Source organism: Pseudoalteromonas sp. XI10, assembly GCF_001469895.1.
Taxonomy (GTDB): Bacteria; Pseudomonadota; Gammaproteobacteria; order Enterobacterales; family Alteromonadaceae; genus Pseudoalteromonas.
Genome location: NZ_LOPY01000051.1, coordinates 262,144 through 274,614, shown reverse-complemented (window position 1 = coordinate 274,614; position 12,471 = coordinate 262,144). Strand labels below are relative to the sequence as shown.

Sequence of the window (12,471 nt, the reverse complement as noted above, 5' to 3'; positions counted from 1 at the left end):
CTAACATACTGTATTGTAGTTGCAGTGTTTTTATTCGCTAACACGTTTTCAGGGAGTTTTCTTAATGAGTGAATTGCTAGCTGCATTCATTTTCTTTTTTGCCGTCATTGATCCTATCGGGACCGTGCCTGTTTTTATTGCTGTTACACGCTGGGATGACGCCAAATTTAAGCGCAAAGTTGCTTTAAAAGCGGTTGGTGTTTCGGCATTAGTGCTATTATTTTTCGTTGTTGCGGGCGAGTTACTTTTAAACGCGATCAATATTCCACTTTCGGCATTTCAGATTGCCGGAGGTATCGTATTATTACTGTTTGCTTTGTCGATGATCTTTGGTGAAAGTAAACCAGAAACAGAAATCAAAAGTGTTCGAGATAGCACCGAAACCGCTATTTTTCCGTTGGCGATACCATCTATTGCCAGCCCCGGTGCCATGCTTGGTGCAGTACTGATGACTCGAAATACCGAATACACTTGGTATGAGCAACTTATAACCTCATCAATTATGCTTTCTGTACTAGTAATCGTATTGGTTTTATTACTGCTTGCCACGCATGTTCATAAGTTAATTGGTGATAGTGGCGCGAGTATTATCAGCCGGGTGATGGGCTTAATTTTATCGTCAGTGGCGGTGACTAATATCTTAGGCGGTATCGCTCACTACTTCGGTTTGAGTGTTGTCGGCTAGTTTTAATTTAAAGTGCATTTTCAGTGATTTAAACTTTGAATAATTGCCTTCTTTTATCTAACTTTAAAGAAGGCAATATAAAATTTAAGGAACAAAGAATGCTAATCAAAAATGTCGTCTTATCTGTTTTTCTGATTTTTAGTTTAGGTGCTTGCATGGAGCCGACCTATGATAGTGGTAAGCTAAAAGTTATCGAAGTAACAGATCATGATTTTAAAATTAATGGTGAAAGCGCAGTTACCGTAATTGTTGGTCATGCCAATGTGGCGGAATACAGCTTCTCACTTCGTAAAAGTGATTTAAAGAAAGGCACGCTTTTACAATCTGTGTCTGACAGTAATCCAAATGTACGTGCTGATGGTACCTTCTTTAGTGAATATTATGTGCAGTCTAAAGATCATGATACGCGTGCATCAATTGAAATTGTAGAAATAGACCCTGTTGAGAAAGTAGCACGAATTGCAGTGGGCGCTAAATTAGTTAACCTGAAAAACGAGGACTACAAAGAGCTTGAAATTACGATTTTGGAACTTACGGGCCAAAACCTTGAACACCTTCTTAGCAAAGTAAAAATGTAGTCTTAGCATTTTACCTTATTCATCAAAGAAGTGAGATCGCAGTACACTTCTTCGCCTCTTTTCATCATCTGATCTTTGATTAAGCCATGCCGCGAGCTAGCTTCGGTGGTATAATGGTCGCAATTTTTCATTTCGGTGCATGCCTACAGGGTATGTATCATCGCTATATTAAGCGTTAATCGTATTAGGTAATTTAAGTTGCAAGTAAATGCATTGATCTTTAAAGGGGCCATGTTATGAGCACAACGACATTAAACCGCCGTTTTTCCGTGGCACCCATGCTGGATTGGACTGATCGTCACTGTCGAACCTTTCACCGCAAAATGACTAAGCATGCTGTGCTATATACAGAGATGGTGACAACCGGTGCTATTTTATTTGGTAAAGGCGATTACTTACACTTTAATGAGCATGAAGGGCCAGTGGCACTGCAACTTGGTGGCTCAGATCCTGAAGCGTTGGCTAAGTGTGCAAAGTTAGCGGCAGAGCGCGGCTATCATGAAGTAAACTTAAATGTCGGCTGTCCGTCTGATCGCGTGCAAAATGGTCGTTTTGGTGCTTGTTTAATGGCTGAGCCTAAACTGGTTGCTGATTGCGTTGCTGCAATGAAGGCCGAAGTGACTATTCCTGTTACTGTTAAAACGCGCATTGGTATTGATGAGCAAGACTCGTATGAGTTTTTATGTGCTTTAATTGAAGCAAGTCATGATGTTGGCTGTGATGACTTTATTATTCATGCGCGTAAAGCATGGTTAAATGGCTTAAGCCCAAAAGAGAATCGTGAGATCCCACCTCTTGATTACCCGCGGGTTTACCAGTTGAAAAAAGATTATCCGCAACTTCACTTAAGCTTAAATGGTGGCGTGAAAACAATTGCTGATAGCGTAGCTCACCTTGATTATGTTGATGGCATTATGATTGGTCGTGAAGCGTATAGTAATCCGTTTATTTTGTCTGAGGTCGACGAAAACATTTATGGTGATGAAGCCTTTACGCTAAGTCGTCATCAGGTTGTGCGATCGATGTATGACTATATTGAAGATGAAATGAGCAAAGGCGCTAACTTTTGGCATATTGCTCGCCATATGTTGGGAATTTTTCAAGGCCAACCTGGTGCGCGTGGTTTTAGACGCCATCTTTCAGAAAAAGGCCATGGTAAAGCGGCCGATTTATCTGTTATGGATAAAGCCTTAAGTTTTGTTCCAGAAGCCTAATCACAAAGCCTATTAAAAAGCCACATTTTGTGGCTTTTTTTGATCCTAAAATTTGGTGAAAAAGTTAATTTTTTAGTCAAATTAGTTATTTTTCATTCAGTCACTAGTCAGCCTAAATCTAAATTCAATTAACTCAACTTATTGTATCTTAATAATAAATTTAATTTATTCGTTAGTTGGCACAAGAATTGGAATCTCCTAGCTGTATTAACCCAATAATCAACAGGAGAGTCACATGGGTGTATTAAATCGCGTAAATGACATTATTCAGGCAAACCTTTCTGCAGCACTAGACAAAGCTGAAGATCCTGAAAAGTTACTTAATCTACTCGTGCAAGAAATGCAGGATGCACTGACTGAATGCCGTGCAACTGCTGCGACATTTTTAACGCAAGAAAAGCAAATGAAGCGTGAAATTGTAGCGAAACAAGCGAAAGTAGCTGACTGGCAAGCGAAAGCAGAAAAAGCGTTGAGTAAAGATCGTGATGATCTTGCCAAAGCAGCATTAGTTGAAAAGCAGCGTTTAACGACAGAAATCGAAGCGCAACAAGCTGAAATGGATAAAGTGGCAGAGTCACTCGCTAAATTGACAGAAGATTGTCAGCGTTTACAAAACAAGCTTGCAGATGCAAAAGCCAAACAGCTGACTTACATGCAAAAAGAACGCGTTGTTACAGCACGCTTAAAAGTAAAAGACCAGCTGCATAGCAGTAAAGTTGAAGATGCATTAGCGCGTTTTGACTACTTAGAGCAGCGCGTTGAAAACATTGAGTCGCAAGTTGAAGCGTATGAACTTACACAAAGTGATGCTGCAAATTCAACAGCAGCACAATTCGCTGCCCTTGAGAAAGATGAAGCAATCGATAAAGAGCTTGCTGATTTGAAAGCAACGATGAAGCAGTCGGCTTAGGAGGTTAATAATGAATACTTATCACACATCGACACGTTGGTACCGTGATCTGAGTAATAAAAAGATCTCGGGTGTGTGTAGCGGACTCGCTGCGCGCTTGGGCTTCCCTGTATGGTCAACACGTTTGGTCATGATCATATTACTTATTCAAATGCCGCTGTTAATAGGCGTGGGTTATTTAGTGGCTCATTGCACTTTACCAGTGAAAGGTTACTAGGAGTAGGACATGAAAACGTTAGCTATCATCATTTTGGCAATGTTATTACTATGCACTGATGCGGTTTCATTTGTATCGTTTGACTCATGGCAATTACCTTTATCAATTGCTGATATGAGTTGGGCTGGGCTTGAGGTCATCGGTGCAATAGTGGCAGTCATTGCCGTCGTTGCAGGTGTTGCGCTATTCACTATTGGGCTGCTAGGCGCAGGTGTTGTTGCTTTGATTGGTGTTGTGCTTGCGTTTTTATTTGGCTCAGTAATGATTGCATGGCCACTTTTACTAATCGCAGCATTATGCTGGTTGATTGCCGATAACAAAAAATCGCCAGCTTAAGGTACTAATAAACTGCCTTAATACATAAAATATGCTAAATTTAGCGGGTAAGTTAATGTCTTAACAAGGATTAAAACATAATGAAACTGTGGCCCGCACTCTCTTTTCTTACCGCAAGTTTATTCTTTAGTACTTTTTCATCTGCCCATAGTGGCCATGATCATAGCCATGTTGCCGAAGTAACTGTAAGCAATGCGCAGGTACGTGAATTTTTACCAGCCAGTAAAGCCAGCGTGGCTTATTTAACTATTACTAACCCAAGTGAGCATGCAACGGTATTAACTAAAGCTGAGCTTGATGGTTTAGGACGTGTTGAAATTCATCAGCATACTCATGTTGATGGCATGATGAAAATGGAACAGGTTTTATCATTAAAGATTGATGGTCACAGCAGTGTTGAGTTTAAACCGGGTGGTTATCACTTAATGGTGTTTGAACCTGAAGATCAACTAAAAGCAGGGCAAGAACGAAAACTCACGCTATATTTTAATGATGGCAATCGAGTTTTTACTCAAGCCAAGGTTGTGTCTTTACAAGAAATGTCTGAGCAGGCATCAAAAAAAAGTAAAGAGCACTCACATCACTAGGAGGTATTATGTCTGAGCATAAAGGAAAAATAGCCAGTGCATTACTTATTATACTAATTATTTTTTACGCGATTGCTGTTTACTGGAGTAGTGAACCAGCTCGTATGGATGTTGTTAGCAAGGCAAAACAGGAAGCGCAAATGCGCGGTGAAAAGTTTGTCACCGGCTACACAACAACAACCACGTTGATCAATGTGGCAAGTACATTATTAAATAAGCCTGGCGGCTACTTATCTAACGATATGATGCCACCAAGTGTAATGATGGATAACATGCCTGCGTGGGAATATGGCGCGCTTGAGATGACCCGAGATTTAGTGTTGTCGATGCGTAAAGATTTCAGCCGTTCACAGTCTCAATCAACTGAGCACGAAGCGCTTAAAAAAGCACAGCCGCAATTTAATATAAGCTCGGTAGCATGGGCATGGCCTAGCGCAGAAACTGAATATCAAAAGGGTATTGATTTACTAGTTGTGTATCGCACTCAAATTGCGGATCAGAACGATCGAGATAGCCAGTTTTATGCCCGTGCCGATAACTTACGTGGCTGGTTAAAAGAAGCTGAAAAGCGCTTAGGTAGTTTAAGTCAGCGTTTAAGTGCAAGTGTTGGCCAAGATCGTTTGAACACTGATTTAGCTGGCGATACTGCGGCTCATCAAGCAACATACACCCCTTTGCAAAGCCAAGTAAAAACATCTTGGTGGCAAATTGATGATGTATTTTATGAATCGCGTGGTGCAACGTGGGCATTACTGCACTTTTTACAAGCGGTTGAATATGATTTTGCTGATGTCTTAGAAAAGAAAAATGCTCGTGTTAGTCTGCAACAAATTATTCGTGAATTAGAGGCCACGCAAGAAACTGTGTGGAGCCCAATGATCTTAAATGGCAGTGGTTTTGGTTTTGTTGCTAACCACTCACTGGTCATGGCGAATTATATTTCTCGAGCCAATGCGGCTCTAATTGAACTTAGCGAACTTTTAGCGCAAGGATAAAATGATGAAAAAGTACTGTTTAGCAGCCGCCCTTTCAATGGCCTGTTTAGCTCCAACAGCGCAAGCTGATACATTATTAGGTTTATACCTAGGTGTTGATGGCTGGCAATCAGATAACAGCGGTAGTTTTGCTCAAGACGGAAATCTACAAAGCTTTAAATTTGATGATGAAACGTTTACGAGCTACTACGCAGCACTTGAGCACCCAGTGCCGTTAGTACCAAACATTAAACTAAAATACACTGAACTTGAGTTAAATGGTGATACAACACTTGATGAAACATTTAGTTTTGGTGGTTCTGATTACGTTGTAGGCACACAAGTAGGCACAGTGAGTGATTTATCACATGTTGACTACATCCTATATTACGAAATCTTTGATAATGATTTGGTTTCAATTGATTTAGGTGTAAACGCTAAACAATTTGACGGTGAAATTACGGTAACGGGTACATCGCAAGATGGTGGCCAAAACACGACTGAGCGCGTTGATTTTTCTGGTTTCGTACCTTTAGTGTATGGTCGTGCTGAAGTTGGTTTGCCGTTAACAGGTTTAAGCGTATTCTTTGAAGGTAGCTTACTTGCTATCGACGATAGCAAAATCCAAGACTACCAAGCGGGTGTTGCATACGCTTTACTTGATAACTTAGCAATTGATATGGACATTAAAGCGGGTTACCGCTCAATGACTTTAGAGCTTGATGATATTGATGATATCTATACAGATTTAGATGCATCAGGTCCATTTGCGGGTATTCAAATCCACTTCTAATCGAGTTTTTCGGTTTATATTTAGCTGGCAGTTTTATTTTAAAGCTTGCCAGCTAACTTCAAATTCATCTTCTAGTGATGTTGAGAGTATCTGCTTATAAGCCTTATTTATTGGCGATGCGATTAGCTTTCTTAACTCGTCACCCGTTTGTGTAAATTTATAATAACTGAGTACTAAGTCATTACTTTTTGCTTTTAAAACCAAGCGTTGATTCATAAAGCTCAGTACTAGTTCTTGGCCTGCTTTTAAAACCGCTGATTCGATTTCTTTTCGATATAGTAAGTTAATATCCATCAGAGTAAGAATATCAGGAAAGCTAACAGGGGTTTTCCCTAAATTAAATGACACCTTGTTACCTTTTCTAAGTAAATCAAACAACGAAGGTTTTTTGTAAAAGCCGAGTAAAATCAGATGACTATTATCTTTTTCATTGAAGCCACACAGTGATGTACAGCGCTGAAGGGCATCTGCTTCGCGCTGAGTCATGTGTTTAAGTGTTTGTAAGCTTTTAATCGAGAAGGTACCCGGTGACACGGTTTCACCTGCGAGTATTTTTGCCCATAGCTTTTGCATTGAAGAATTAGCTGTGTCTTCACATAAACTGATAAAGCGCTCTATCCAATCAAAATCGGGTTGTTGTTGGCCTGTGACATCGGGGCAAAACGCCATGGCCATCGCCATAATGGTTTCGATATTTTCTTGGCGTTTTATAAATTGAATTTCTTGGCGAGTTTGAGCGCGCTCTAAAAGGCTTGCTTGCGCTTTAATTTGATAAGCTAACTGCTGTTGACCTTGTGCTGAGTAGCTGTCATCACCAGCATGGTTGATCCTAGCCGATGATGCCTTATGAATAGGGTAGCCAAGCTGGTTTTCTATGATATTAGCAAGATTAACTCTCGCCTGAGCTGCTTTCACTGTCATCGGTCACACTGTCCTTGCCTGTTGTTGCTAACTGCGCATGAGTTTTGATGTTATTGAGCGCCAGTTTTACTGTGTTGTTGAGAATATACTGACTTAGTAAAGCAAGGTAGCCACCAATAATAGGGGTGTTGACCTCACCTTTTAATGAACACTCAATGTTAACGCTATCGCCTTCAGGTAAGTAGCGGATTGTGCCTTGGGCAATGTGTTCTTTATTAAATAAGATATTAAATGAAAGCTGGCTGTTGTCGAGTTGGGTGATGGTCATTTCACCTTCGCCAAAGCGACTTTGCCAAAATTGATGTGCACCTACACCTTGGCTAGGTTCTGCAATGGTAAATTTAATACTCGGGTCGACAGCCTGCCATGGTTGCCATTTAGGCCATTGATTAAAGTCGCCTATAAGGCTTGCAATCTCAGCACTGCTCGCATTCACTTTAATTGATTTTTGAACGGTATATTGCGGTGAAAGCATAAGCCCAATCACAAGTGAGATCAGAATGCCGATAAAAATCGCTTTTAGGGTAAAAATGAGTATTTTAATAATCTCACCTCAGGCAATTGTTTTATAACTTTCATAACATTATACGTAACATAGACTATAATCTGTTTGGTACTATATAAGCTATCACTAATGTATCATAGTTAAATAAGTGATAGAATTTTGAGCATCGCTGTAAAATGGAGTGGCGCCATAGTTACAGTATTACGGGGATCACTCTAAGGAATTATTAATGGCATCAGAGAGTAACGACTTTTTGTTTAGTGACCAAGATGACGAACAGTTAGTGGATGAAACTGTCTCTGATTTTTGGGACGTATTAATTGTCGATGATGATCCAGAAATACATTCAGTTACTAAGCTTGCCCTCTCAGGCGTTGAGTTTTGGGATAAAGGGCTGCGATTCCATCATGCCTACTCAGGTGCAGAAGCGCTCGAATTACTTAAGAATGATCATTCGATTTCGGTAATACTCCTTGATGTGGTTATGGAGTCAGATGATGCAGGCTTGCAAGTTGTAAAGCAGGTTAGAGAGTGCCTCAATAATCACAATGTGCGCATTATTTTACGTACAGGGCAACCAGGCTATGCACCTGAAGAAAAAGTGATCCGCGAATACGATATCAACGACTACAAAACAAAAACAGAACTAACACGTAGTAAGCTTATCACATCCCTTGTAACTGCTATTCGCTCTTATGAGCAAGTATGTCAGCTCGAATTCCAAAGCCGTGCGTTAAATAATATTTTGTATGCATCTAAGGCTATTCTTGGTTTTACCGATATAAAAGCTTTTTCGATGGCAGTGATTAAGCAGCTCTCAATTATTTTAGATTGCGAACCGCAAGGTTTACTGTGTGGTTCAATCGAAGATGATAACCAGGTTTATGTTTTAGGTGGTTGTGCTGAATATAATGAGTTTATTGGCCAGGGTATTGAGCAGCTTGATGATGGCCGTATTATCATGCAAGTTAATAACTGCCTAGCCCAAGGTGAGCATCAGCACACCGATGTAGACAGTACGTATTTATTAAAAAGCAAAAACCGCCAAGCAGCTATTTACTTAGAAACCGAGCACACACCAAGTCCTTCGCAACTACAATTTGCAGAGATATTTTTAACCAATGTCAGTGTTGGTCTTGATAATGTTAGGTTGTTCAACCGTTTACGTGATGCAGCTTATAAAGATGTTTTAACTGGCTTATCGAATCGTAACGATTTCATGAATAAAGTGGAGCGTTACTACCAGCCGGGTAAAAGTGACTATGTCTTTTTATTAATTGATGTTGCGCAATTCTCTGATATTAACAATGGCTTAGGCCAAGAGATTGGTAACTTATTACTAAATGCCATTGTTGATAGACTGCATCAAGAATACCCAAATGCAAAGCTGCTCTCGCGTATTGGTGCAGATGTGTTTGGCTTACTGTTACCCGTTGGTGAATGTGATGTTGAGCTACTACGCGAGCATTTAAGTTTGCCGTTTAATGCCGGTGAACACATTTTACCAATCAACTTTAATATTGGCCTTTGTTATCAAGGTGACTTCCTGCAAGCAGGGATCGAGACCTTAAAGCTGGGCTACATTGCGCTTAATCAGGCTAAAAAACAATCTTCTGAAATGGTGGTGACGTATACCCCAGACATGGAAGAGCAAATGGCTTGGCGTTTAGGGATCATCAGACAACTTCGTCAAGATTTCGAGCAGCGTAAATTAGAGGTTTGGTTTCAGCCACAACTTGATTTAAATACACTTGAAATCATTGGCTGTGAAGCGCTACTGCGTTGGCCGTCAGGTAATGGTAAGTATATTTCGCCGGCGATTTTCGTTCCTATGGCAGAAGATGCCGGTTTAATTGTTGATATAGGGCAATGGGTGCTAGAGCAAGCATGTATGCAGCAAAAGCGCCTCGAAGCAATGGGCTTTGCAATTAGCATTGCTGTGAATGTTTCAGTGCCGCAGTTTAAAGTTAAAGGCTATGCTCAACAAGTAAAAGACACGCTTATTAAATACGATGTAAAGCCGCAGTTTATTGAACTCGAAGTGACCGAAAGCGTGGTAATGGATGAGCTAGCTAATGTGATCACCACATTAAAAGAGCTTAAAGAGTTTGGTATCGAGATTGCGATTGACGACTTTGGTACAGGGTTCTCATCGTTAAGTTACTTGCAAAAACTGCCACTAGACAGACTCAAAATTGATCGCGACTTTATTAAAGACTTACCAGGTCAAGATTGTCAGGCTATTGCAGCGTTAATTATTTCTTTAGGTGCAAGGCTGGGTTTAAAAACCATCGCAGAAGGGGTCGAAACACAAGCGCAAGCAGATTATTTAGCCCAGCTTGGCTGTGATGAAGTGCAAGGCTTCATGTATGCTAAGCCTATGCCAGAAAAAGAGTTAATTACCTACCTGCAAGCTAAACAATAGAAAGTTTCAACAAAAGCATATTAATTAAACAGCGCCCTCCATGTGAAGGGCGTTTTGTTTTCTATAATAATCTATAAGACTGAGGTATAATTCGCCCCTTTTGTTAGCAGAGTACACTTTATGAGCGCATTAAAAGCCGAGCGAGGCCTGTTTTCTTACCCTAAGTATTGGGCTGAATGCTATGGCACGGCGCCATTTTTACCAACCACTCGTGCAGAAATGGACGCGTTAGGCTGGGATAGCTGTGACGTGATCATTGTCAGTGGTGATGCGTATGTAGATCACCCAAGTTTCGGTATGGCTGTGATAGGGCGTATGCTTGAGTCACAGGGTTTTCGTGTTGGTATTATTGCGCAGCCTGATTGGAACTCAAAAGATGCCTTTATGGCGTTAGGTAAGCCTAACTTATTCTTTGGTGTTACAGCGGGTAATATGGACTCGATGATCAACCGTTATACTGCTGAAAAGCGTATGCGTCACGATGATGCTTATACGCCGGGTAACATAGGCGGTAAACGTCCTGACCGTGCGGTAGTTGTATATAGCCAACGCTGTCGCGAAGCTTATAAAGATGTGCCGCTGATCATTGGTGGTATTGAGGCGAGTTTACGCCGTATTGCTCATTATGATTATTGGCAAGAAAAAGTACGCCGTAGTGTGTTGTTTGATGCCAAAGCTGACATCCTAATTTACGGTAATGCTGAGCGCCCACTTGTTGAAGTTGCCCACCGAATTGCTGCGGGTGAGTCGGTTGAGACAATTCAAGATATTCGTGGTACAGCGGTTATTCGTAAAGAACCATTACCGGGTTGGCGTGGTAGTGACTCAACTGCAATTGATAAAATAGGTAAGATTGATCCAATTCCAAACCCGTATGGCGCAGATGATGTGGGTTGTAGTAAATCTGAATTTAAAAAAGCAGGTATTGATTTAAGTGCCGAGGCGGCTAAGCCAATCACTGTTCAGCCTGCGCGCCCTAAACCTTGGGAAAAGACCTACGTTAAGCTGCCAGCGTATGAGCAAGTAAGCGTAAACAAACCGCTTTATGCCCATGCCTCGCGTATTTTGCACCAAGAAACAAACCCAGGTTGTGCACGTGCATTATTTCAACGCCATGGCGACCGTTCTATTTGGGTTAACCCGCCTGCATTTCCGCTTGAAACTGAAGAAATGGATGGCGTATTTGGTTTGCCATATCAGCGTATTCCTCACCCAAGCTACGGCGATGAAAAAATCCCAGCCTATGAAATGATTAAAACCTCGGTGAACATCATGCGTGGTTGCTTTGGTGGCTGTTCTTTCTGTTCGATTACAGAGCACGAAGGACGTATTATTCAAAGCCGTTCTGAGCAATCAATTATTGATGAAATTGAGCAAATTCGTGACAGAGTACCGGGCTTCACTGGGGTTATCTCTGACTTAGGTGGACCGACAGCGAATATGTACAAGTTGCGCTGTAAGAGTAAAAAAGCAGAGAGTACGTGCCGACGTTTATCATGTGTTTATCCTGATATCTGTAAGCACATGGACACGGATCACACCCCAACTATTGAGCTTTATAAAAAAGCCCGTGATGTAAAAGGTGTGAAGAAAATCTTGATTGCGTCTGGCGTACGTTATGACTTAGCTGTAGAAGATCCGCGCTACGTAAAAGAGTTGGTTACCCATCACGTAGGCGGGTACTTAAAAATTGCCCCTGAGCATACTGAAGATGGTCCATTGTCTAAGATGATGAAGCCGGGCATGGGAGCTTACGATAAGTTTAAAGAGTTATTTGATAAATACTCAAAAGAAGCGGGTAAAAAGCAGTATTTGATCCCGTATTTTATTTCTGCTCACCCAGGAACGAAAGACGAAGATATGGTGAACATGGCGTTGTGGTTAAAGTCTAATGACTTTAAGCTTGATCAAGTGCAAAACTTTTATCCATCGCCGATGGCCAATGCAACCACGATTTATCACACTGAGATGAACTCGCTGCGTAATATTAAGAACAATACTGAGCAAGTGCCTGTTCCAAAAGGCGCACGCCAGCGTCGTTTACACAAAGCGATTTTACGTTACCACGATCCGGCTGGTTGGCCGATGATCCGTGAAGCACTAAGAAAAATGGGCAAAGCGAATCTAATCGGTAAAGGACCGAACTGTTTGGTACCTGAAGAAGGTCGTAACGAGAAAGCTGCTAGAGGAAAGGGCGGTAAAGGCCGTGCGGCATTGACTCGTCACACCGGTTTTAGCCAGTTTAAAAAGGCCAATACCAAACCTAGAGTAGGTAAAAATAAGCAGCGCGCAAAGTAAAAGATATAAATACGGCCCTTTAAGGGCC

At 41.3% G+C, this 12,471-nt stretch carries 13 protein-coding genes; 11 read left to right on the top strand and 2 right to left on the bottom strand.

Annotation, left to right across the window (positions count from 1 at the left end; translation table 11 throughout):
* Nucleotides 1-64: 64 nt before the first annotated feature.
* The 9 genes from AUR67_RS15510 (at nucleotide 65) to AUR67_RS15470 (ending at nucleotide 6,294) form a co-directional block, all read left to right on the top strand.
* Entirely contained in the window at nucleotides 65-685 is a 621-nt protein-coding gene (locus AUR67_RS15510; RefSeq protein WP_055020798.1) for a MarC family protein, read from the top strand.
* A gap of 155 nt (nucleotides 686-840) precedes the next feature.
* Nucleotides 841-1,263 (top strand): hypothetical protein, encoded by a 423-nt coding sequence (locus AUR67_RS15505; protein ID WP_152996535.1) that lies wholly within the window; start codon nucleotides 841-843, stop codon nucleotides 1,261-1,263.
* A gap of 236 nt (nucleotides 1,264-1,499) precedes the next feature.
* Nucleotides 1,500-2,477: a tRNA dihydrouridine(20/20a) synthase DusA gene (dusA, locus tag AUR67_RS15500; protein WP_082389307.1), complete on the top strand. Its 978-nt coding sequence runs from the start codon at nucleotides 1,500-1,502 to the stop codon at nucleotides 2,475-2,477.
* Nucleotides 2,478-2,712: 235 nt separating this feature from the next.
* Nucleotides 2,713-3,387, top strand: a complete 675-nt coding sequence (locus tag AUR67_RS15495; protein ID WP_058585941.1) for a PspA/IM30 family protein — start codon at nucleotides 2,713-2,715, stop codon at nucleotides 3,385-3,387.
* A gap of 10 nt (nucleotides 3,388-3,397) precedes the next feature.
* Entirely contained in the window at nucleotides 3,398-3,604 is a 207-nt protein-coding gene (locus AUR67_RS15490) for a PspC domain-containing protein (protein ID WP_054554145.1), read from the top strand.
* A gap of 9 nt (nucleotides 3,605-3,613) precedes the next feature.
* Nucleotides 3,614-3,940 carry a hypothetical protein gene (locus tag AUR67_RS15485; protein WP_054554146.1) on the top strand — a complete coding sequence of 109 codons (327 nt, stop codon included), beginning with the start codon at nucleotides 3,614-3,616 and terminating at the stop codon, nucleotides 3,938-3,940.
* Between the two features lie 80 nt (nucleotides 3,941-4,020).
* Nucleotides 4,021-4,527 carry a copper chaperone PCu(A)C gene (locus tag AUR67_RS15480; RefSeq protein WP_058585940.1) on the top strand — a complete coding sequence of 169 codons (507 nt, stop codon included), beginning with the start codon at nucleotides 4,021-4,023 and terminating at the stop codon, nucleotides 4,525-4,527.
* A gap of 8 nt (nucleotides 4,528-4,535) precedes the next feature.
* Nucleotides 4,536-5,522 carry a DUF2333 family protein gene (locus AUR67_RS15475; protein WP_054561115.1) on the top strand — a complete coding sequence of 329 codons (987 nt, stop codon included), beginning with the start codon at nucleotides 4,536-4,538 and terminating at the stop codon, nucleotides 5,520-5,522.
* 4 nt (nucleotides 5,523-5,526) lie between these two features.
* Nucleotides 5,527-6,294: a TIGR04219 family outer membrane beta-barrel protein gene (locus AUR67_RS15470; RefSeq protein WP_054561114.1), complete on the top strand. Its 768-nt coding sequence runs from the start codon at nucleotides 5,527-5,529 to the stop codon at nucleotides 6,292-6,294.
* Nucleotides 6,295-6,327: 33 nt separating this feature from the next.
* On the opposite strand, the gene AUR67_RS15465 is transcribed toward AUR67_RS15470, so the two are convergent.
* Together AUR67_RS15465 and AUR67_RS15460 are read right to left on the bottom strand one after the other, a co-directional pair.
* Nucleotides 6,328-7,215 carry a TIGR03899 family protein gene (locus AUR67_RS15465; protein WP_058585939.1) on the bottom strand — a complete coding sequence of 296 codons (888 nt, stop codon included), beginning with the start codon at nucleotides 7,213-7,215 and terminating at the stop codon, nucleotides 6,328-6,330.
* Nucleotides 7,184-7,690: an SRPBCC family protein gene (locus tag AUR67_RS15460; protein ID WP_235591849.1), complete on the bottom strand. Its 507-nt coding sequence runs from the start codon at nucleotides 7,688-7,690 to the stop codon at nucleotides 7,184-7,186. Before AUR67_RS15460 ends, AUR67_RS15465 begins: the two co-directional genes overlap by 32 nt.
* Nucleotides 7,691-7,949: 259 nt before the next feature.
* Here AUR67_RS15460 and AUR67_RS15455 point away from each other — a divergent pair, with 259 nt between their 5' ends.
* Both AUR67_RS15455 and AUR67_RS15450 read left to right on the top strand, forming a co-directional pair.
* Entirely contained in the window at nucleotides 7,950-10,145 is a 2,196-nt protein-coding gene (locus AUR67_RS15455) for an EAL domain-containing protein (RefSeq protein ID WP_058585937.1), read from the top strand.
* A gap of 120 nt (nucleotides 10,146-10,265) precedes the next feature.
* A complete protein-coding gene (locus AUR67_RS15450; RefSeq protein WP_058585936.1) occupies nucleotides 10,266-12,443 on the top strand; it encodes a YgiQ family radical SAM protein in 2,178 nt (725 codons plus the stop codon).
* Nucleotides 12,444-12,471: the final 28 nt, after the last annotated feature.